Source organism: Hoeflea sp. Naph1, from assembly GCF_046837775.1.
GTDB lineage: Bacteria > Pseudomonadota > Alphaproteobacteria > Rhizobiales > Rhizobiaceae > Hoeflea.
Window position 1 is genome coordinate 1,218,791 of the sequence record NZ_CP177286.1, and the last position, 21,824, is coordinate 1,240,614.

The 21,824-nt window shown below is 59.0% G+C and carries 18 protein-coding genes and 4 pseudogenes; 19 read left to right on the plus strand and 3 right to left on the minus strand.

From position 1 onward, the window contains the following. Positions 1 to 71 precede the first annotated feature (71 nt). Complete coding sequence (locus tag ACK6D9_RS05770; RefSeq protein ID WP_412050969.1) at positions 72 to 932, plus strand: hypothetical protein; 861 nt, start codon at positions 72 to 74, stop codon at positions 930 to 932. Positions 933 to 1,069: 137 nt separating this feature from the next. Beyond that, positions 1,070 to 1,253 (plus strand): annotated as a pseudogene (locus tag ACK6D9_RS05775) (IS630 family transposase); the annotation flags it as partial. 20 nt (positions 1,254 to 1,273) lie between these two features. Here ACK6D9_RS05775 and ACK6D9_RS05780 read toward each other — a convergent pair. The 3 genes and pseudogenes from ACK6D9_RS05780 to ACK6D9_RS05790 all read right to left on the minus strand — a co-directional run bounded on the left by ACK6D9_RS05780 (position 1,274) and on the right by ACK6D9_RS05790 (position 3,139). Continuing rightward, positions 1,274 to 1,441: a hypothetical protein gene (locus ACK6D9_RS05780; protein WP_412050970.1), complete on the minus strand. Its 168-nt coding sequence runs from the start codon at positions 1,439 to 1,441 to the stop codon at positions 1,274 to 1,276. Further along, positions 1,438 to 1,930: pseudogene (locus ACK6D9_RS05785) on the minus strand (integrase core domain-containing protein); the annotation flags it as partial. The gene ACK6D9_RS05780 and the pseudogene ACK6D9_RS05785, both read right to left, overlap by 4 nt. A gap of 44 nt (positions 1,931 to 1,974) precedes the next feature. Further along, positions 1,975 to 3,139 (minus strand): annotated as a pseudogene (locus tag ACK6D9_RS05790) (IS3 family transposase). 57 nt (positions 3,140 to 3,196) lie between these two features. Here ACK6D9_RS05790 and ACK6D9_RS05795 point away from each other — a divergent pair. The 17 genes and pseudogenes from ACK6D9_RS05795 to ACK6D9_RS05875 form a co-directional block, all read left to right on the plus strand. Beyond that, positions 3,197 to 3,397: pseudogene (locus ACK6D9_RS05795) on the plus strand (IS3 family transposase); the annotation flags it as partial. A gap of 396 nt (positions 3,398 to 3,793) precedes the next feature. Further along, positions 3,794 to 5,683, plus strand: coding sequence for a proline racemase family protein (locus ACK6D9_RS05800; protein ID WP_412050971.1), 1,890 nt, complete (start codon positions 3,794 to 3,796; stop codon positions 5,681 to 5,683). 45 nt (positions 5,684 to 5,728) lie between these two features. Beyond that, a complete protein-coding gene (locus tag ACK6D9_RS05805) occupies positions 5,729 to 6,556 on the plus strand; it encodes a transporter substrate-binding domain-containing protein (RefSeq protein WP_412050972.1) in 828 nt (275 codons plus the stop codon). 69 nt (positions 6,557 to 6,625) lie between these two features. Continuing rightward, positions 6,626 to 7,273: an amino acid ABC transporter permease gene (locus ACK6D9_RS05810; RefSeq protein WP_412050973.1), complete on the plus strand. Its 648-nt coding sequence runs from the start codon at positions 6,626 to 6,628 to the stop codon at positions 7,271 to 7,273. After that, positions 7,270 to 8,094: an amino acid ABC transporter ATP-binding protein gene (locus tag ACK6D9_RS05815; RefSeq protein ID WP_322988706.1), complete on the plus strand. Its 825-nt coding sequence runs from the start codon at positions 7,270 to 7,272 to the stop codon at positions 8,092 to 8,094. The genes ACK6D9_RS05810 and ACK6D9_RS05815 overlap by 4 nt, the downstream gene beginning before the upstream one ends. Before the next feature lie 24 nt (positions 8,095 to 8,118). Beyond that, positions 8,119 to 9,027 (plus strand): 4-hydroxy-tetrahydrodipicolinate synthase, encoded by a 909-nt coding sequence (gene dapA, locus ACK6D9_RS05820; protein WP_412050974.1) that lies wholly within the window; start codon positions 8,119 to 8,121, stop codon positions 9,025 to 9,027. Positions 9,028 to 9,030: 3 nt separating this feature from the next. Beyond that, positions 9,031 to 10,038, plus strand: coding sequence for a proline racemase family protein (locus ACK6D9_RS05825; protein WP_322988704.1), 1,008 nt, complete (start codon positions 9,031 to 9,033; stop codon positions 10,036 to 10,038). Between the two features lie 21 nt (positions 10,039 to 10,059). Then, positions 10,060 to 11,535: an aldehyde dehydrogenase family protein gene (locus ACK6D9_RS05830; RefSeq protein WP_412050975.1), complete on the plus strand. Its 1,476-nt coding sequence runs from the start codon at positions 10,060 to 10,062 to the stop codon at positions 11,533 to 11,535. A 1-nt stretch (position 11,536) separates the two neighbouring features. After that, positions 11,537 to 13,240: a GMC family oxidoreductase gene (locus ACK6D9_RS05835; RefSeq protein WP_412050976.1), complete on the plus strand. Its 1,704-nt coding sequence runs from the start codon at positions 11,537 to 11,539 to the stop codon at positions 13,238 to 13,240. A gap of 8 nt (positions 13,241 to 13,248) precedes the next feature. Beyond that, positions 13,249 to 14,253: a proline racemase family protein gene (locus ACK6D9_RS05840; RefSeq protein WP_412050977.1), complete on the plus strand. Its 1,005-nt coding sequence runs from the start codon at positions 13,249 to 13,251 to the stop codon at positions 14,251 to 14,253. A gap of 33 nt (positions 14,254 to 14,286) precedes the next feature. Continuing rightward, on the plus strand, positions 14,287 to 15,723 hold the full coding sequence (locus ACK6D9_RS05845; protein ID WP_412051744.1) for an NAD-dependent succinate-semialdehyde dehydrogenase: 1,437 nt from the start codon (positions 14,287 to 14,289) through the stop codon (positions 15,721 to 15,723). A 715-nt stretch (positions 15,724 to 16,438) separates the two neighbouring features. Next, a complete protein-coding gene (dapF, locus tag ACK6D9_RS05850; protein ID WP_412050978.1) occupies positions 16,439 to 17,371 on the plus strand; it encodes a diaminopimelate epimerase in 933 nt (310 codons plus the stop codon). 8 nt (positions 17,372 to 17,379) lie between these two features. Next, complete coding sequence (locus tag ACK6D9_RS05855) at positions 17,380 to 18,120, plus strand: amino acid ABC transporter ATP-binding protein (protein ID WP_412051745.1); 741 nt, start codon at positions 17,380 to 17,382, stop codon at positions 18,118 to 18,120. Between the two features lie 29 nt (positions 18,121 to 18,149). Beyond that, the gene (locus ACK6D9_RS05860; RefSeq protein ID WP_412050979.1) at positions 18,150 to 18,950 is read left to right on the plus strand and encodes an ABC transporter substrate-binding protein; all 801 of its coding nucleotides are present in this window, start codon (positions 18,150 to 18,152) and stop codon (positions 18,948 to 18,950) included. A 100-nt stretch (positions 18,951 to 19,050) separates the two neighbouring features. Beyond that, positions 19,051 to 19,743, plus strand: coding sequence for an amino acid ABC transporter permease (locus tag ACK6D9_RS05865; RefSeq protein WP_322988697.1), 693 nt, complete (start codon positions 19,051 to 19,053; stop codon positions 19,741 to 19,743). A gap of 10 nt (positions 19,744 to 19,753) precedes the next feature. Next, positions 19,754 to 20,443, plus strand: a complete 690-nt coding sequence (locus tag ACK6D9_RS05870; protein WP_412050980.1) for an amino acid ABC transporter permease — start codon at positions 19,754 to 19,756, stop codon at positions 20,441 to 20,443. A gap of 109 nt (positions 20,444 to 20,552) precedes the next feature. Then, positions 20,553 to 21,824, plus strand: coding sequence for an NAD(P)/FAD-dependent oxidoreductase (locus tag ACK6D9_RS05875; protein WP_412050981.1), 1,272 nt, complete (start codon positions 20,553 to 20,555; stop codon positions 21,822 to 21,824).

Genomic DNA, 21,824 nt, shown 5'->3' on the forward strand with positions numbered 1-21,824 from the left:
GATATCGCAAAGCGGCATGAGGCGATGAAGGACTTGATCAAGCAATTGAGCAGCAAGGCAGGGCCGACGCATTGATCTATGTACGTCGCGATCCGGCGCTCATTCCGGAAAAGGTCCTTAAAGTTGCCGAGCGGGCACAAGCGGCATTGGAGGCATTACCACCTGAAGAACGCGTGGCGTTCATTAAAAATAAGTCACACATCTGGCGCGGGTTCAAAAAGTATCTAGCCAGAATGTCCTATGGAAAGTGTTGGTACTCGGAAAGCCCAGATCCCCAATCGTTCTTCGATGTGGACCATTTTAGACCTAAGGCCGAGGCGCGTAGAAGTGACACCGCTGACCCCGATGAAGGCTATCCTTGGCTAGCGTTTTCATGGGAAAATTTTCGATTCTCAGCTGGCCGCTCCAATCGACTCAGCACGGACGAGCATACCGACGAGACTGTCGGCAAAGGCAGTTGGTTCCCTCTGTGTCAGGGAAGCCCTGTTGCGGAATGGGCCCACCGTAATGTCGTTGAACGCCCCATGCTTCTGGATCCTGTCAACTCAGCTGACATGGATTTGATCCGAGTTGAATCAGACGGTAGCATCAAGCCCAGTTACACCTGCGTGGGTACAAATGCATCGAGGGTGAAACAATCCATCGAGCTCTACGGGCTTGACTTGCCCCGTCTTACAGAGGCCCGCCTCAGAATTATGAGGGATGTTCAGCAAAAATTTGAAGCTCTGTTGAAAATTGTTGCTGTTGCAAACGATTTTCCCCTCGCTGCTGATCCCTTGCCTGTGCAAGAGCAAGCAGCCGCAATCAAAGCGACAACTATGCCTGACAGCCCTTATTCACTCGCGGCGCGCTGCAAATTGATCGAACTGGGTGGCGCTGACTTGATAGCGCGTCCTGAAGATTATCCGCCTGTGCAATCTTTGCCCGCTTGAAATGCTATGGGTCATGAATTGATGTGTTGGGCTTTGTGATTACACTAATAATGCGAGCAAAACGTGCGGAGTGACTCAATACGCATACTCTGCCCGAGGCACGATAAATTCTGTCTACGACACAGCGAGTGTCAACGGTGCACGACGGCCCCATGAATGGCATTGCCTTCCACGCCTATGTGGAGCAAGTCCTCGCTCCGACCTTGCCGCCTGGCCACATCGTGATCATGGGCAATTTTCCTGCCGACCTATAGTCCCGGCTTCAATCCCATCGAAATCGCCTTCTCGAAACTCAAGACGTTCATGCGGGCGAAGGCTGAATGATCTATCGATGCGTGTACCTAGAAATCATTTTTCGCCAAGTCAGCTAAATCTTTGTATCGGTTCTCATGATTGCCGCCCTTTTTCCCCCAGGTTTTATCCAGCTTTGAGTTCGTTTCCGGCGTTGGTTGAAGTGCCCCCCGATTTTGGGTCAGCGGGAACTGGAATTTTCCGGGGTTTGGGCTCATGCCAGCGGGGCGGCCGGTGAGCCGTTCATGAGCGAAATCGGTACCTTGTTGCCGATCGCGCTATGTGGCCGGAATTCGTTATAGTCTCTACGCCAATCCTCCAATTTTGTCCGCGCGTCGTCAAGGCTCATGAACCAGTGGGTGTTCAGACACTCTGCCCGGAATTTACCATTGAAGGATTCGATAAAGCTGTTGTCCGTTGGCTTTCCAGGTCGGGAGAAATCAAGGATAACGCCCTTCTGGTAGGCCCCATAGATCAAGGTCACGAGAGACAAAGTCGCTGCCATTATCGACCCTGATCGATTGCGGATAGCCAACCGCCCGACATATGCGCTCCAAGGTCTGCACCACATCCTCTCCCTTGTAGTTGAACCGTGGATCAACTGCGGGCGAGAAGCGAGAAAAGGTATCTACAACCGTCAAAATGCGCATCTTGCGGCCAGTCGCCAACTGGTCGTGAACGAAGTCCATCGCCCAGACCTGGTTGGAATGGGTAGCGTGGCGTGCCCCCATCAGGTGGTCCGGTTTGATTGTTAGTGCATCATGGGCGTCTGGTCCATCGGGACAATGCTTTCCGGCGCGGGCGGGCGGTAGCCCAGAGCGCTATGCGGCCTGACGGTGTTGTAGTGGATACGCCATTGCTCGATCAGGATTTGCGCCTCCCTTAGGCTGTAGAAAATTTCGCCGTTCAGCAGCTCGTCGCGGAACCGGGCGTTGAAGCTTTCGCAGTATCCGTTCTCCCATGGTGAGCCTGGCTCTATGTAGGCCGTCTTGGCTCCAACAGCTGCAATCCAATCCCGTACTTTCTGGGCGATAAATTCCGGCCCATTGTCCGACCGAATGTATTCCGGCGGGCCGCGCAGGATGAATAGGTCTGTCAGAGCATCCAGCACGTCCGTTGAGTTGAGCTTGCGGTCCACGCGGATCATGAGTGCCTCCCTGGTGTATTCCCTCTCGCCGTTTGCAAGCAAACGCCTGCCGGGCAGTGGTCGATGATATTCAGCGTCCGATAGACGCGGCCGTCAGCGGTTCGATCCTGGACGAAGTCGTAGGACCAGACGTGGTTTGGCCGTTCCGGTCTGAGACGCACACATGATCCGTCGTTCAGCCTAAGCCGCCCCTTTTTCTTCTGCTTTTGTGGCACTTTCAGCCCTTCACGCCGCCAGATGCGCTCAACCCGCTTATGGTTTACCTGCCAGCCCGCGTTGTTCAGCAGACCGGTGACCATGCGATACCCATAGCGCCCGTACTTGTCGGCCAGTTCGATGATATCATCGGTCAGCCGTTCTTCATCTGCCCGGCCCTGTGGCACCTTGCGCTGTGTGGATCGGTGTTGTCCGAGCGTGCGGCAGGCGCGGCGTTCCGATACGCCGAGCTCCCGCCGCACATGGTCGATGCACTTGCGACGACGCGAAGGGCTTAGAAGTTTCCCTTTGCCGCCTCGGTCAGGATGAGTTTGTCCAGTGTCAGGTCAGACACCGCCCGCCGAAGCCGCTGGTTCTCCTTCTCCAGCTCTTTCAGCCGAGTGAGTTGAGATCGCTGCATCCCGCCATAGAGCTTCCGCCATCGATAAAACGTCTGCTGTGTCACGCCGATCTGGCGCACCGCGTCAGCAATCGTCGCACCTTGCCCTTGCAGAACTTCAACCTGCCGAAGCTTCGATACAATCTCTTCCGGTTTCTCTCGTTTTCCAGCCATCGCTGATCCTCCAATTTGAGGGATAATCTATCCCAGTTGGTGGACCACTTTCAGGGGGCAACTCCAGAGAGTTTCTTCAACCTGCTCAAGCGTGAACGGATAAGACGTAGGACCTATCGGACCCGAGAAGAAGCCAGGAGGGATGTGTTCGACTACATCGAGATGTTCTACAACCCAAAGCGTAAGCATGTGAGAAACGGGTTGCTGTCGCCCGCCGAGTTCGAACGGCGGCAGAAAACGAGGACCGAGGGCGTCTAGAAAACTCGGGGCTATTCAGTCTGACCTAACTACCATTGAGGCTGCGTCCATACGTTACCTCTGTTCAGGTTTTGACCTTCCTGTAGGCCGTTAGCATATTCGTGTGGGGCCCAACCACCGAGGCTTGAATGTCGGCGGGGGTAGCGAGCCAATTCAATGGCATACGCGGAGTCGGGACGGCCCTGCCACCTCTCATAGGTCGCGGCCGCATCGGCGAGATTTCCCATCATATCCGATCAGGCTCGCGCGAGAACGGCGGAGGGTATCGGATCATTGCACGGTGTAGCCGGGGGTATGTCTCGGAACGGTAAAGTTCAAAATTTCCCGTTGACGATTTCAAAAAATCTGCATACCATCAACAGAATTCAAAAAACCTACATATCTTCAGGTGATTTTGTGAGCGATGCGGAAAACCATAGAAAGCCCTACTCGATTGGCCATGTGGCCAAGGTAACGGGCGTTGCCATTTCGACATTGCGGTCCTGGGAAGGGCTGGGGTTGCTCGCGCCACACAAGTCCGAGGGCGGACACCGGTCGTTTTCCGCGTCCGATGTCGAACGCGTCCACCGGATCGACCTGCTGCGCCGCGTCGACGGACAAAGCCTGTCCAGTATCCGGCGGATGCTGGAAGACAGCGATCATGCGGCTGCCGATCCGGTCGAAGAACCGGACGCCGACCGCCGCACCGTCGAATACAGTCAGATCGGCGGCCAGGTCCGCGCCATGCGCAAGGAAGCTGGTCTCTCGCTCCGCGATCTGTCGGAGAAAACCAGCATCAATGTCTCGCATCTGAGCATGTTCGAGCGCGGGGCGGCGTTTTTGTCGCCGGCGCGGCTCAATGCGATTGCCGAGGTGTTCCAGCGCTCGCTCGGCGAACTGCTCGGCGGCACCAGCAGCGAACATCTTCCGATCGTCCGCAAGGGCAGCGGCCGCATGGTCAGCACCTTCGGACCCGGCGTTTCGATCGAACAGGTCACTGTCGCCGAACGGTTGATGGACGTCGAGGTCTGGACCATCGAGCAGGGGCGTGAAAGCGACGGGTTCTACGCTCACGAGGGTGAGGAACTGATCTACCTGCTTGAGGGCAAGCTGGAGATTGCGCTGTCAGGCCGCGAACCGGTGACATTGACGCCGGGCGACAGCGCCTATTTCAGCAGCCGCATCGATCATCGCTGGAAGAATGTCGGCGGCGGTAAGGCGGTGGCGCTATGGGTCAACACTGACACCGCCCGGCTGGCATCCATGCAGTTTGAAAAGCGTGAGCGCCGGCTTGAAATCGGCTCTTCTCAAGGCACCGGCCTTGGCGAGGGGGCGCTCAACGTCGAATTGTCGACCGACGCCCAGTCTTTCCGGGTGATCGAAACACATACGGCCGGCCATCCGACACGCATTCTGGTGGAGCCGCTTGAAGGTTTGGACGGGGCCACGGTCAAGGAGAAGCAACGCTCCTTCAAAGCGCGATACGACCATTTGCGTCCGCTGCTGTTACAGGAACCGCGTGGTCACGCGGGCTCCTTTGGCCTGGTACCCGTCCCCTCCCATACCGCCGATTTCGGCGCTTTCTTCATTACTTCCTATGGCTATCCCGATTTATGCGGGCATGCCGTGTTCGGCTATGCCAAGGCGCTCGCAGCACTCGGGCGGCTCAAGTCGAAAACCAGTTTCAGTATCGAGATGCCGGGCGCAACGGTTCAGGTCGAGATCAAGTCTGACAATGGCGAGATCGACGTCATCCTGCCACAAGCCTCGGTCGTCACGCCGGAATTTGCTGTCGCCGTGGATGGCCGGGATGCCCGTCTGCAGATTGTCGATAGCGGCATCTTGTATGCGATCGTCGAGGCGGCCGATCTCGGGCTCGATCTGCAGTCGAACTCGGCTGATGAAATTCTCGTCAAGGCCCGTCTGGTCCGCGACGCGATTACAGCGCTGGACCGGGCTGATGAGCTGGCGTTTGACTCGGTGCTGGTCTGCCAGCCGATTGCTTCAGGCCAGGAACGCATGTTTCTGGCGATCGATGCCCACCGCTTCGACCGATCTCCCGGCGTCACCGGGGTAGCTGCGCGGATGGCGCAATATGTGGCGCAGGGCCGGTTCGAGCCGGACGCCGTTCTCCAGGCCGAGAGTATTTTTGGTGGCCGGCTGATGGGCCGGGTCACTTCAGTTGTCGAGACGTCGGACGGACGTCTTGCAGTCGTTCCGAAAATTTCGGGACGGGCGCATCTCAACGGTATTTCCACGCTCATCGTCGAGCCGGATGACCCCATGAAGCGCGGTTTTCTTGTCTAGAATCCGTCAAAAACCCAGAAGGGATAAAAAATGAAATTTTCTTTCATGAACAAGCTGGCATCCGCTTTTGCGGCCGTCATGCTGCTGACAGCGTCACTGGTTCAGCCCGCAGCTGCGACTGATCCCAATCTCGTTCTCGACCGCATCCGCGACAGTGGCGAACTGCGCGTTCCGGTCATGATCGGCGAAGAGCCCGGTTACATTCGCGACCGCGACAGCGGCGAATGGGGCGGCTTCTACATGGAGTGGGCCAACGACATCGCCGAACTTCTCGGTGTGAAGGCCGTACCGGTCGAAACCACCTGGGGCAATCTCGCTGCCGATTTCCAGGCCAAGAAGATCGACATCGCCTTTGGTCTCAACCCCAACCCCAAGCGTGGCCTGGTTGTCGATTACCTCTCCGTCCCGCTTTTCACGGATGCATGGGCAATCGTCGCCAAGCCCGGCTTCGATAAAAAGAACTGGGCTGATCTCAATGATCCCTCGGTCAGCCTTGTCGTGCAGAAGGGTGGCACCATGCAGGTTGTCGCCGAAGCGCTGACCCCGAAGGCCAACATCGTTGTTGTCGAAGACCGTCCGCTGGGCGTGCTCGAAATGCAGGCAGGCCGCGCCGACGCGATGGTTCTGGCTATCTTCGACGCGGTCCAGGTTGCCAAGCAGACCGGCGGCGAAATCATTCTGCCGGCGCCTATGCTGCTCAATCCAGCAACCATCGGCTACGCACGTGAAGAAGGCAACGAAGGCTACGAAAACTGGCTGACCAACTGGGTCAACCAGCAGCGCGCGCTCGGCCTGGCCCAGGGCAAGCTGCACAAGTCTTTCGAAGCTCACGGCATCGATCTGTCGATCCTGCCGCCCGAATTCAGCTTCTGATCACTCTGTTAGCCGGGGGCATTTGCTGTCCCCGGCAGCACCCAACCAAGCCACGCCAGGAGTCTTCTCGTGTTTGACTGGTCGATCATCACCCAAAATGCGGACCTTATCCTCAAGGGGCTTGGGATCACGCTCTACTATACGGTCGTCACCACGGCGCTGGGCCTTGCGATAGGCCTCCTTGTCGCCCTGGCGCAACTTGCCCGCATCTCTGCCATCAGTTGGATCGGGCTCTTGTTTGTCGAGTTTTTCCGCAACGTGCCGCTATTGGTGTGGCTGTTATGGAGCTATTACGCACTGCCGATTTTCCTCGATATCAACATCTCCAAGCAACTGGCAGGCATCACCGCGCTGAGCCTTTATGGCGCCGCCTACTATGCCGAAATCCTGCGCGCCGGGATCCAGACGCTGGACCCGGGCCAGACCGATGCCGCCCGCGCGCTGGGCATGTCGACCACGCAGTCGATGCGCCGGATCATCCTGCCGCAGGCGTTCCGCCGCATGATCCCGCCGCTGGCGGGGCAGACCATCATCCAGATGAAGAACACGACACTGCTGTCGGTGCTGACCATCCCGGACCTGCTTTATCAGGCGGGCTACATCGCTTCGTTCACCTACCGGCCGATGGAAGTCTACACGGCGATCGGCGTGGTCTTCCTCATCATTCTCATTCCGTCGAACTACCTTGCCCGCAAGCTGGAGGCGCACACCCAATGAGCACGCCAGAAACTCTCCAAGACAAGCCGCTGGTCTCGATCCGCAACCTGTCGAAATCCTATGGTCCGCTCAAGGTTCTGCGTGACATCGATGTTGATGTGCACGAGGGCGAAGTGGTCGCGCTGCTGGGTTCCAGCGGTTCCGGCAAGACCACGCTGTTGCGCTGCGTGAACCTGCTCGAAAATCCCGACTGCGGCCGCATCGAGATTTCCGGTCAGGCCATCTTCAATCAGTCCGCCGGCGGTGACGACAAGGCGGGCATCAAGCAAAAGCAGGTCAATACGCTGCGCAGCCGCGTTGGCATGGTGTTCCAGCACTTCAATCTTTTCCCGCACATGACCGTGCTGGGCAACGTGATGGAGGGGCCGCGCATCGTGCTCAAGGAGGACGATGCCAGCAACCGCAAGCGGGCGATGGAATATCTCGAAAAGGTCGGCATGGCCGATTTTGCCGACCGCATGCCGCACCGTCTTTCCGGTGGTCAGAAACAGCGTGTCTCGATTGCCCGTGCGCTCAACATGCGCCCCGAGGTGATGCTGTTTGATGAGCCGACATCGGCGCTCGATCCGGAACTGGTCGGCGAAGTTCTCAGCACCATGATCACGCTTGCCAAGGAAGGCATGACGATGCTCGTGGTCACTCACGAACTCGGCTTCGCCCTCGAGGTGGCCGACCGCGTGGTGTTTCTCGACCAGGGCACCATCGAGGCGGAAGGTCCGCCCGCAGACGTGCTTCTGCACCCCACCAACGAACGGGTCCAATCGTTCGTCAATCGTTTCCATGCGACCGCGGAGCTCATGCGTCCGTTGCTGCAGGACTAACCCGAAATAACCAGCGAGTATCAAATGTCAAAGACTGATTGGAAGGGCATTCACAGTGTCCTCGTGACCCCGTTTGCCCAGGATGGAAGCATCGATTTCAAGCGTTTCGCCGAACTGGCGGAAGTCAATATCGCCAATGGCGCCGACGGCCTTGTGGTTTGCGGCAGCACCGGTGAATTCTACACAATGACGGTGCAGGAACGCATCGATCTGTTCGAGGCCACCGTCAAGGCGTCAAACGGCCGGGTGCCGGTGATTGCCGGTGTGTCGGATCTACGCACCAAGGTTGTCGAAGAACTCTGCGCAGCTGCCAAGGCCGCAGGCTGTGACGGTATCCTGGCGCTGCCGCCGATCTACGCCAAGCCCGACCTGCGCGAGACCGCCCAGTTCTACCGCCGCATCGCCGCGGTCACCGATCTGCCGCTGATGCTCTACAACAGCCCGGCGCGGATGGGCGTGAACCTGACCCCGGATTTCGTCGCCAGCCTTGCCGACATCCCCAATGTGGTGGCGATCAAGGATTCCTCGGCCGATATCCAGCAGGTCACTGAGCTTTGCGCCAAGGTTAAGGACAAGCTCGCCGTTTTTGTCGGCTACGAAACCATGATCCGCTCGACGCTTCCAGTCGGCTGCTCCGGTGTTGTCGCCATGGCTCATCAGCTCTCCGGCAAACTGGTCCGCAGCTATTACGATGCCTGCCAGCACGGCGACACCGCCATGGCCGACAAGCTCGAACCTGCGCTGTTTGACATCTACCGCTGCTTCAAGACCGGCAGCTTCTATGCCGGCATCAAGGCAGTGATGAACGAACTCGAACAGCCGGTCGGCATTCCGCGCGAACCGCTTCTGCCTTTCTCCGATCAGCAGCAGGCCACGGTCCGCTCGATCCTGGAAACCGGAAAAGTGCGCGAAACCATCAAGCAGGCAGGCTGAACCATGCAAAGCACACGCATTATCCAGGGTATTGATTCCCACACCGCAGGCTGCCCGCTGCGGCTGATCACCTCCGGTTTTGGCCCGATCCGTGGCAAAACCATGGTGGAAAAGCGCGCCGACCTGATGTCGCGCGACTGGCTGCGCCAACTGGTGCTGTTCGAGCCGCGCGGCAGTTTCAACATGCCCGCAGCCGTCCTCACCGAAGCCTGTTCGGAAGACGCGGACATCGGCATGCTCATTCTCGAGCCCGACACCTATCCGCCGATGTGCGGCCATTGCGCGATGGCGGTTGCCACCATTGCGGTGGAAGCGGGTTACATCGACGCGGTCGAAGGCGAAACGCTTGTGCGGCTTGATACCCCCGCAGGCGTGGTGCCTGCCCGGGTCAAGGTCGAGGGCGGACGTGCCGTCTCGGTGACATTGGAAATGCCGTCGAGTTTTCTCTACCGCGAAAACATCTTCGTCGACACGCCGAGCTTCGGCAAGGTGCGCGCCGACATCGCCTTTGGCGGCGATTTCTATCTGATCGTCAAGGCCAGCGATCTGGGCCTCAAGATCCATCCCGATCAGGCCTGGCAGATCGTCTCTGCTGCCGCCGAGCTGCGCGCCGGGCTCAAGGATCATCCGGTCCAGCATCCGACCATGGCCCATGTCAATGAGATCTACCAGATCGAGATCATCCAGGACGGCGATGGCGAAACCACCGATGGCAAGAATGCCGTCGTCTGTCCGCCGACGGTGATCGACCGGTCGCCGTGCGGAACCGGCACTGCCTCGCGCATGGCAATGCTGGCAGCCAAGGGCGAACTCAAGCCGGGCGACAGCTTCCGCCACGCCGGCATTCTCGACACGGTCTTCACCGGCAATATCACCGGCGCCACGACGGTGGGAGACATTCCCGCCATCGCCTGCACGGTAACCGGTTCGGCCTACCTGACCGGGACCTTCAACTTCTTCCTCGATCCCAACGATCCGTTCCCTGCCGGGTTCCGGCTCACGGGCGTCTGATCGAGCAATCCGGAGACAATCATGACCAGCGATTTCAATCCCGACAGCATCACCCTCGTCGCCGCACATCTGATTGACGGCAAACGTGTGGAAGCGGGCGAAGCCCTTGCGGTCTTCCGTCCCTCTGATGGCGCTGAAACGGCGCCGCTGCCGATGGCCGATGAAACCATCATCGATCGTGCCGTCACCTCGGCGCATCGGGCGTTTACCGAAAGCGGATGGCGTCAGGCCACGCCGCTCGAGCGTGCTGCAGTGCTCAAACGCTGGGCTGATCTGATTGACCGTGACCGCGAACGCATCGGCCGGATCGAATCCGTATCCTCGACCCGGCCGATCGAAGACGTGCTTGGCCGCGATCTGGTTCGCGCCACCGGAGCCCTGCGCTATTTCGCAGAATGGGCCGACAAGGTCGAAGGCCAGTTGCTGGCTGGCAAGGCCGGCACTACTTCGATGGCGCGGCCCGAGCCCTATGGCGTGGTCGCCTCCATCGCGCCGTTCAATTTTCCCGCCATCAACGCGATCTGGAAATCGGCTCCGGCGCTCGCCGTCGGCAACGCTGTGGTACTCAAGCCTTCGGAAATGACACCATACTCGGCGCTGGCGATTGCCGAACTCGCCATCGAGGCGGGTCTGCCGGAAGGCCTGTTCAACATTGTCCAGGGCGCAGGCATCACCGGCTCGCTGCTGGTACGTCATCCGTTGGTGCGCAAGATCACCTTCACCGGATCTTCCGCCACCGGCGCCAAGGTGATGGCCGATGCGGCCATGACCGGCACCAAGCCGTTGACGCTGGAACTTGGCGGCAAGTCACCGCAACTGGTGATGAAGGATGTGCGCGATCTCGATGCGGTGGCAACTAATATTGCCAACGGCTTCCTCGCCAATTCCGGTCAGGTCTGCACTGCCGGCACACGGCTGATCACGCCGGTCGGCATGCGCGATGAACTGCTTGAAAAGGTCATCGCCATTGCTGCCGGGCGCAGGGCAGGGCCAACCTGGCAGAATGGCAACACCCTGCCGCCGATCATCTCGGAAAAGCAGGCGCGTCGCATCGATTCCATGCTGGCCGAAACCCTGAGTGATGGCGCCGAAGTCGTCACTGGCGGCGGTCGTGTTGCTGCCCAGAATGCAGGTGCCTATTACCAGCCGACAATTCTGCGCAATGTGCCCGAAACCTCGGTTGGCTTCCGCGAGGAATTCTTCGGCCCGGTTCTCTCCGTCTTTGAATATGAGGACGAGGAGGAGGGCATCGCCATGACCAACCATCCCTCCTATGCGCTGGCTGCCAGTATCTACACCGACGATTTGCACAAGGCGATGACCTTGCCCGATCGCATTGAGGCGGGAACCGTCTGGGTCAACGCCCATGGCCGGCAGCCCGATTATTCAACACCGCAGGGCGGCTTCAACGGTTCCGGTTTCGGCAAGGAAATGGGCCGCAACGGCCTCGAAAGCTTCCTTCGTTTCAAGACTGTCTTTCTCAATCATGGCGAATAAGATGACTGCTGAGCATTTCGATTACATCGTTGTTGGCGGCGGCGCCGCCGGTGCCGTGCTTGCCAGCCGGCTGTCAGAAGAATCTCGCTTCAAGGTGGCGCTGATCGAGGCCGGACCGGACATGGAGCCGGGAACCGAACCTGAAGACATTCTAGATGCCTACCCGATTGTTGCCTATTTCAACCGCTCCTATCACTGGCAGAATGTGAAGGTTCATCTCGATGATCCGAAAACCCCCGATGCCGAGGCCCGCCGTTACGAGCAGGCCAAGGTGATCGGTGGCGGCACCTCGATCAACGGACAATTCGCGTTCCGCGGCCTGCCCTGGGATTATGAGGACTGGGCCGAGCACGGAGCGGCAGGCTGGGACTGGAAGGGCGTTCTTCCCTACTTCAAGAAGCTAGAGACCGATCTCGATTACGGTGAAACCGAAGTCCATGGCGGCAGCGGACCCATGCCGTTGCGGCGGGTGCCGGAGAAGGACTGGTCGCCACTCACCAAGGCCACCGCCAAGGTGCTCGACAAGCTTGGCGTCAAGAATATTCGCGACCACAATGGCTGCACCGATGACGGCTATTTCCCGATGACCGTCAACAACAATGTCGATGGCAAGCGGGTGTCGACAGCGCGAGCCTATCTGACCCGGGAAGTCCGCGATCGTCCGAACCTGACGATCATGGGTTCCACCGAAATGCGCAGGATCCTGTTTGACGGCAACCGCGCTTGTGGCGTGGAGATCGAAGGCCCGCAGGGCACGCGCACGCTGGGCGCAGGAGAAGTGATCATTTCCGCCGGTGCGCTGCAATCGCCGGCAATCCTGATGCGCGCCGGGATCGGACCCGCCGATCATCTTTCGGAAATGGGCATCGAAGTGCGTGCCGACCGCCGCGGCGTCGGTCAGAACCTGCAGGATCACCCGATGGTGGCGCTTGCCGCTTACCTGCCGAAGAAATCCCGTCTGCCCAAAACCATGCGCCGCCACATCCAGATGGGCTACCGCTACAGCTCCAAGCTGGCAAAAACGACCGCCGGCGACATGTTCGTGCTGGCGTCCAACCGCGCCGCCTGGCATCCGCTCGGCCGCCGTCTCGGCTCCATCCTTGTGTGCGTCAACCGGCCCTATTCGACCGGCTATGTCCGCCTTGTCGACCGCGATCCGTCAACCGGCCCGTTTGTCAATTTCAGGCAATTGTCAGACGAGCGCGATCTCAAACGGCTTGAGGACGGCATGCACCGCCTGTTCGGCATCGTCTCCGAACCGGAAATGACGGATGTGGTCGGCGAAGTGTTTCCGGCAACCTTCTCCGATCGGGTGCGCAAGCTCGGAGCTGTGAGCAAGCTAAACTGGTTCCTGACGCTGATCGCGGCGGGCATCATGGGCAGCGGTTCGCTGGCCCGCAAGCTGATGATCGAAAAGGTGATCGTGCCCGATGTCGATGTGCAGGGATTGCGCAATTCTCCCAATCAGCTGCGTTCGTGGATCATCGATAACACCTGCGGAAGCTGGCACGCCAGTGGCACCTGCCGGATGGGCGACCGCAACGATCCTGACGCGGTTGTTGATCCTGATGGCAAGGTCATCGGCGTTGAAGGTCTCCGGGTAGTCGATGCCTCGATCATGCCGTCGGTGATCAGTGGCAACACCATGCTGACAACGGTGATGGCCGGCGAAAAGATCGCTGACACCATCAAGGCCGGAGCCTGAACCACGCCATGGCACCAAGACGCGTCCTGACCACCATAGACAGCCACACGGCAGGCCACCCCACCAGGCTCATCACCAGTGGGTTGCCGCCGCTCAGGGGCGGATCGGTCGCGGAAAAATACGACTGGTTTCAGAAAAATCTGGACGACGTCCGCACCTTGCTGCTGCATGAACCGCGCGGCCATTCGGCCATGGTCGGCGCGGTTCTGACCGACAGCAAGGTCGCCGATCATGGCGCCTTCTTTCTCGGCAGCTACAACTACCTGCCGATGTGCGGTCATGCGACGATCGGCATTGCCGCAAGCCTGAACCACATGGGGCTGTTGCTTCCCGATGATCAGGGCCAGACCGCCTTTGATCTCGAGGTTCCCGCTGGCCTGGTGCGGGTGACGGCGAATTACGAGGGCGGGCGGCTTTCCGCGGTCAGCTTCGACAACGTGGCTTCCTATGTTGCAGCCAGCGCGGTTGCGCTGGAAACGCTGCCCGGACCGGGCACCTGCGATATCGCTTATGGCGGCAACTGGTATGCGCTGGTCGAGGCACAGGCCGCCGGCGTCTCGCTCGATGCGTCTGGTGTTCACCACGCGCTCGAAATCGGCGCCAGGATCAAGGCCGAGGTCAACGCCAGAATCGACACCGGTGCGATACCGGGGGCGAACTCCCATATCCACAGCGTGCTTTTTTATCAGTCGAACCGTGACGATGATGGTTTTGCCAGCCGTCAACTGGTGGTGCTCGCCGCCAACAAGTTCGACAGGTCGCCCTGCGGAACCGGCACCTCGGCGCGTCTGGCGCAATTGCTCGGCGCCGGCCTGATCGAGCCCGGCGAGCCGATCCGGGCAATCAATATTCTCGATGTCGAGTTCACGGCCTCCGCCGTGCCGCTGTCGACGAGTGGCGCAAATCCGATCCGCTACCGGCCGACCATCGAAGGCCTCGCCCATATTACCGGCCTGCACAGCTTTATCCGCAGCGACGACGACCCGATTCCCAACGGGTTCCTGTGTCGCTGACCCCCGCCTCAAACCAACAAGAGAGTGCCCATGATGTATGATGAAAAGATCGAACTGCTGATCGACGGAAAATGGCGGCAGGCAGGCGATGGCAAGGTTCGCGATCTGGTCAATCCGGCAACCGAAGAAGTGCTTGGCACGGTGCCGCTGTGCAACGACGCTGACCTGGCCGAAGCCACCGAAGCCGCTGCCCGTGGTTTTGCCGTGTGGAAGAAGATGACCGCCGTCCAGCGTTACGCCATCATGATGAAGGCCGCCGCGCTGATCGACGAGCGCAAGGACCGTATCGGCCGGCTGCTGACCATGGAAAACGGCAAGCCGCTCGCCGAAGCGGTGCCTGAAGTCCAGTTCGGTGCCGAAGTCACGCGCTGGTATGCCGAGGAAGGCAAGCGCGCCTATGGCCGCATTGTGCCTGCTCGCATGCCCGGTGTTCGCCAGATGGTGTTCAAGGAACCGGTTGGCCCGGTCGTAGCCTTTGCTGCCTGGAACTTCCCGTCCGGTAACGTCGTGCGCAAGATTGCAGGCGCGCTGGGCGCCGGCTGTTCGATTGTCGTCAAGCCGGCTGAGGAAACGCCCGGCACTGCGGTCGCCATCGCCCGTTGCTTCCAGGACGCAGGCCTCCCCGATGGCGTTCTCAATGTTGTCTTTGGCGACCCTGATCACGTCTCCTCCACCCTGCTCAAGTCGCCGGTGTTCAAGAAGGTGACGCTGACGGGTTCCACCGAGATTGGCAAGCTGTTGCAGAAGCGCTCCGCCGACACGCTCAAGCGCGCCACCATGGAATTGGGCGGCCACGCGCCGGTCATCGTCCATGCGGACGCCGATCTGGATCTCGCCATCAACACGCTTGTGGCCTTCAAGTTCCGCAACGCTGGCCAGGTCTGCACCTCTCCGACTCGGTTTTTCATTCATGAGAGCATCTTCAGTGCCTTCGTCGAGGGCTTTGTCGCCAAAGCCAAGACCATTGTTGTCGGCAACGGGCTTGAAGCCGGTGTGCAGATGGGGCCGATGATCGCTGAAAGACGTCTCGGCGTGATGGAAGCCTTTGTCGAGGACGCCGTGAGCAAAGGCGCAACTGTTGCGCTCGGCGGAAAGCGCATGACCAATCAGGGCTATTTCTTCCAGCCCACGGTGTTGACCGATGTTCCCGACGATGCCCGCATTCTCACCGAAGAGCCGTTCGGTCCGATCGCCCCGTTGATGCCGTTCTCGAGCTTCGATGAAGTGATCGAACGCGCCAATGCGCTGCCCTATGGCCTCGCATCGTTCTGCTTCACCCGCAGCGGCTCGCTGGCGGCCAGAACCGAGGAAGCGCTGGATGCCGGTCTGGTTGGCGTCAACCACATGGCTGTCTCCACCCCGGAAACGCCATTTGGCGGCGTCAACGAATCGGGCTTTGGTTCGGAAAGCGGCATGGAAGGGCTGGAAGCGTTCCAGCGCACCAAGTTCGTCACCGAGTTCGCACTCTGATCACGGCATTGCCCTGCCGCATTCTATGAAGCCGGGGTGGGACTTTGTTCCATCCCGGTTCACACACTGAATTACATCTGGTTTCCCAAATATCTGCCTTGCGAGGAACGGGCCGCCTCGCAGCATGCTCAATAAGATCAGATCGGCGCCCTGTTCGCTTTGCACAGAACAGACGCCTGTTCGATGTGCGCCGCCAGATCCGTCGAAAGCTGCTCGGCGGCACCGGCGCAATCGACGCGAACTCTTCAACTGCGCGGCGAGCTTCCGCGAAGCTTTCGCCGTCAGTAGCGCGCATTCCGTCAGCTTCCCCAGCGAAATGCGGCCAGCCCAAACGGCGCTTCCGGGAAGTCCAGCAAAGCGCCCTTCGTTGTCCTGCAAAGATACCATTGGCACTCTCGGTCCTCTAGCCTCGAATGACGCGCCGGCGATGTCGAACTCAACACCAAACCGAAACCCTCGCAAGACTTCCATAAGCGCGCAATATCGGATGGTTCCTTCAAAGGAACGGCATCATTCGAAACGCGCCGTGCGAGGCTATTGCGAGCCTCGGGATGTCTCGCAACCCGTCGGAATAATACATTCCGAAACTGTTTGTGGTTTTCGACCACGCTGCGTATGCTTGATCTCACGATATCTGAAAAGCGGAACCTGATAATTCAAAAAACAACCGCTGGATGAGTCGTGTACCGACTTGAGTTGCATAACGTCCAGAGACATGGACCAGAGTGCCACCAAGCCGATCAAGCGGGGGGACGCACTTCTGTCGACGATAAGCTGGGCCAAGCTTGCTCCGCCACGGGGCCGACCATTCATCAAGATGCAGGGGCTGGAAAACCACTTTGTGATCGTTGATGGCCGCGAAACAGGTTTTTTGCCCGATCCCGATGAATCCGCTCACATCTGCAACCCGCGAACCGGCGTGGGCGCTGATCAACTTTTGATTGTTCAGTCACCAAGCGTGCAGGGGGCTACAGCCGGCGCCTATGCGTTCATGCGGATCATCAACATTGATGGGAAAGACGCAGAAGCCTGCGGAAATGCCACGCGCTGTTTTGCCTGGTTGATGCTTGAGGAAACCGGTCAGGAGGAGATCATCCTGGAAACGGTCGTCGGGCCGCTGCGCTGCGCGCGTGTGGGCGACAAGATTGTCAGCGTCGATATGGGCCCGATCACAACCGAGTGGGACAGTATCCCGCTGGCCCGTCCCGTGGATACATTGCATCTGGATGTGGGAAACGGGCCGTTGTCGGATGGCATTGCGCTGAATATCGGCAATCCGCATGTGGTCTACTTTGTCGATGATCTGGACGCTGTCGACATGGCGTCGGTTGCCCCCAAGATCCACAACGATCCGCTGTTTCCGAACCAGGTCAATGTCGGTGCGGCGCAGATGCTGCGCGACGATTACATCCGTTCGAGCGTTTACGAACGCCCGGGATTGTTGACCAGAGCCTGTGGCAGTGGCGCTTGCGTCGCCGTGCGGGCCGCGCAACTGCGCGGATTGACCAGAAGCAGTCGGGTCACGGTCGAGATGGCTGCAGGCTCGGTCGTCGTCGAGATCCACAACGACAATTCTGCCACGCTGACAGGACCGGTGGAATTCTGTTTCAGCGGAACGCTGCCAAGACCAGAACGGAATACGGCATGAACGACATCATGATAAGCATCGACAAGGTGTGCAAAACATACCACGTGAAAACCCGCCCTGAGCCGGTTCGCGCGCTGGACAACGTGACAAACCACATTGCTCGCGGCGAGGTTGTCGTGATCATCGGCCCGTCGGGATCGGGGAAATCGACGCTGTTGCGGTCTTTGAACGGCCTGCAGCCGGTCGACAGCGGCACCATCATTATCGATGGCGTCAGCGTGACCGACAAGAAGACCAATCTCAACCGGCTGCGCTCGCAAGTCGGCATGGTCTTTCAGCATTTCAATTTGTATCAGCATAAAACCGCCCTGGAAAATATCGTGCTGCCGCAAACAGTGGTGCTCAAGCGCAGCCGTGCCGAAGCGGAAGCAATTGCCAATGATCTGTTGAACAAGGTCGGCATCCCCAACCTCGGCGGCAACTATCCTTCGATGCTGTCGGGCGGTCAGCAGCAGCGTGTGGCGATTGCGCGGTCTTTGGCGATGAAGCCGAAGGTCATGCTGTTTGACGAGGCGACATCCGCGCTTGACCCCGAAACCGTTGGCGGCGTGCTGGAATTGATGCGAGGTCTTGCCGCTGACGGAATGACCATGGCCGTCGTCACCCACGAAATGGGCTTCGCGCGCGAGGCCGCCGACCGGGTGATCTTCATGGATGCCGGTGCGGTCATTGAAGAAAACACCCCCGACCAGTTTTTTGACAATCCCCAGTCAGATCGAGCCCAGGATTTCCTGCGGCAGATCCTCTAACGAGCCGAAACTACAACAAGGAGAGAGAAATGAAGAAATTTACCAAACTCGCAGTCGCCGCCGTCAGCGGTGCCTGGTTGGCCATGATGACGACGGCATCCTTCGCCGAATCCACGATGGAGAAAATCGTCAGAACCGGAGAGATGACGATTGCAGTCCAGACTCAGGGTCCTCCTGTCAGCTTTATCAACAAGGACGGCAAGAGAACCGGTCTTGCCGTCGAGCTTGCGCAGATGATGGCCGACGACATGGGCGTCAAGCTGGTCGTTCAGGATTACGACTGGAAAGGCCTTATTCCGTCGCTTCTTTCCGGCAAAGCCGATTTCATCGCCGCGGACATGACACCGACGGCCAAGCGCAGCATGCAGGTCGTCTTTACCGAGCCGGTCTTCTACTCGGAGACCATTGCCTTTGCGATGAAGGATTCAGGATACACATCCTGGAAGGATCTCAATGTCGCCGGCATCTCTGTCGGTGCGACCCAGGCATCGTCCTGGGCTGACATCGCGCGCGCCAAGATCTCAAATGCCGAGCTGAAGGAATTTGCCGGCGGCACCGCGCAAACGGTACAGGCGCTTACCTCCGGCCGCATCAATGCCGGCGTGTCCGACAAGGCCACGATCGCCGGTTTCATGTCTTCCATTGAAGGTCTGGTTGTTCTCGATGGTGACATCAGCCGCGAACCGCTTGGTTTTGCTGTCCGTCCGGACTCCACCCATTTGCTGTTCGCGCTGGACAACTATATGGGCCTGATCCGTGCTGACGGGCGCCTCGATGAGAAGCTGGAATACTGGTGGAACACCACCAACTGGGAAGCGGATCACAAGTAGGATCCTGCCTGCCAACATGAATTTCACGGCGGCGTTCGCGCCGTCGTGATGCAATCTGAAAAATCGCAAATCATCAAGTTGATAGATACCGGATATTTTAATGGAGTGGCTTCAAAGTATCTTTAACTTTCGGATCGTCTTTCAGTATTGGGAGGTCTTTGCGCAAGGCATTGTCAATACGATCCTGATCTCGGCGATCTGTCTGGCTCTGTCATTGATGTTCGGAATTCTCATCGCACTGGCGCGGCGGTCAAGCAATCCGCTGATCTGGCGGCCTGTCGCGGTTTATATCCAGGCGATACGTTCGACTCCGCTGCTGATTCAGATCTACCTGATCTATTACGGCCTGCCCTCCATTCTTCCGTTTGGCAATTTTCTAGATGAAACCCAAACCGGTATCATCGCGCTGACCATACATACCTCACCCTACATGGGGGAAATCATTCGGGCCGGTCTTGAATCGGTTGATCGCGGCCAGATCGAGGGCGCGTTGTCTGTCGGCATGACCCCCAGGCAAACCACGACAAATGTTGTCCTGCCGCAGGCGATTGCAAACGTCGTGCCGCCCTTGTTGGGCCAGACGGCCGTTTTGATCAAGGACACGTCACTTCTGAGCATCATCGCCGTGTTCGAGTTGATGGGCGCTGGGTTGCGGATGTTTTCGGAGACGGTCATCGCCACGGAAAGCTATGTGACGACGGCAGTGTGTTACCTGGCCATATATTTCATGATGCTGGGGATTTCCGGCGTGGTCCAACGAAAGCTGGGCGGTTCCGCCTGGCAGGCAAACTAGGAAACAGTCCATGGAATGGTTTGCACATAAGTGGGGTATCATCGACAAGCTTTCGCCCTTCATGCTCGAGGGGCTCTGGATCACGTTCAAGATCTCGATTATCGCGATCTTCTGTGGCTCGGCGCTGGGGTTTGTTCTGGGTGTTCTCAAGACACTCCAGATCTATGCGCTGGAAAAGTTGATCAACACCTATCTGCATATTTTGCGCGGATCGCCCTATCTGGTTCAGCTTTACATCGTCTATTTTGTGTTTCCCTCCCTCAATATCGAATGGCTGAAATTCGACAGTTTTACTGCCGCTGTGGTTTCACTGTCGCTTTACACATCGAGTTACGTCACTGAAATTGTCGCATCGGCCATCTTCGCCGTGCCAACCGGGCAAAGCGAAGCTTCGCGATCGGTGGGCATGACCAAAGCCCAGGCCTACAGGTACGTGATCCTGCCTCAGGCCCTGAAGATGACGATTCCGCCGATGGCTAGCGTCTATGTGATCGTGATCAAGAGCACCGCAGTGCTTTCGGTGATCGGCATTGCCGAACTGACCCGTCAGGGTGAAGTGGCGATCATGCGCATGCCGGGCGACATCATGTTCATCTATGGCCTGATCGCTGTCTTCTATTTCTTCTATTGCTATCCGGTGCTTCGGTTTTCAAAATGGGCCGAAACCCGTTTCGGCTCCATTGGGGTTGAATTGGAGTGATCTCGCGCTCGCCGCAGGCAAGGGCCGGAGGCTAAACGCGAATTGAGGCGGCCAGGGCGTTTTTGGCAATAAGCCATAATCAGCGGCACTTTTGAACGGAAATACATCGATGTTACAGCGCTTGAAAGGCGGCGAACCGCTCTCCGTCGCCATCGTCGGCGCGGGGATTGTTGGCTGCGCGACGGCTCTGGCGCTTGCCTTGGACGGGCATCAGGTCACGCTGTTTGATCCGGACGCGCCAGGGGCAGGAACCTCGTCAGGCAACGCCGGCGGCATCGTCACGGGTTCGGTGACGCCCACGGCCACCCCCGAAGTGTTGCGCGCTTTGCCGTCCTACCTGTTCGACAAGTCATCGCCGGCAGTGCTTCGTTTGCGCCATTCGCTGAAGGTGTTGCCGTGGCTGTTTCGCTTTGCCCGCGCAGGCTTACCCAACGAAATGAACCGGATCGCGGCGGCATTGCATCCGATCCTTTCTGGCTCCCTGTCCGCCCATGGCGCCCTTGCAGCCCACGCGGGCGCTCAGGCAATGATCACGCAGGAGGGCTGGCTGAAGGTTTTTGCATCAGAGCAAGCGTTTGCAGCAACGGCGCAGGATCGGCGGTTGATGGACCGGTTCGGGGTGAACTACACGATCCTCGATCATAAGGCCGTGACCGATCTTGAGCCGAACCTCAATCCCGACCTCTGTGCGGTGGGGTTTTATCAGCCCGACTGCGGCTTCGTTCGAAACCCCAAGGGACTGGCGCAGGCTTATTTCGATGCCGCTGCGCGGTTGGGCGCGATCCATCTGCGCCAGCGTGTTGACGGGGTCGCCCGGCGCAACGAAGGCGGCGTGACCGTTCATGCTGAAGGCGTCACCCACAGGTTTGATCGACTGGTGGTGGCGGCAGGCGCTTGGTCAGCCAGCCTGGTGAAGCAGTTGGGCGACAAGGTGAGCCTGGATACAGAGCGTGGCTATCACATCAGCTTCGGCCCGGAAACGGCGGGGCTGTTGCGCGGGCCGCTGGTCCTGCCGGGCATGTCGATGGTTCTCTCTCCCATGCATGATGGCTTGCGGCTTGTCAGCGGCGACGAGCTGGCCGGCCTTGCCGCGCCCCCGAACTACAGCCGTATCCGTGCGCTGATCCCTGCGGCCCGTCGTGCCGTGCCTGCGTTGCGCGATGTATCGCCCCGATCGGAATGGATGGGATTTAGGCCTTCCACGCCTGATTCATTGCCGGTGATCGGTCCCTCGCCGCAGGGAAATGACGTGATCTACGCCTTCGGCCATGGCCATCTTGGCCTGACGCTTTCGGCAATCACGGCGCAGATGGTCGCCGACACCGTGGCCGCTCGGGCCTTGCTGGTTGATCCCACTCCCTATCTCATCTCAAGGTTCTGA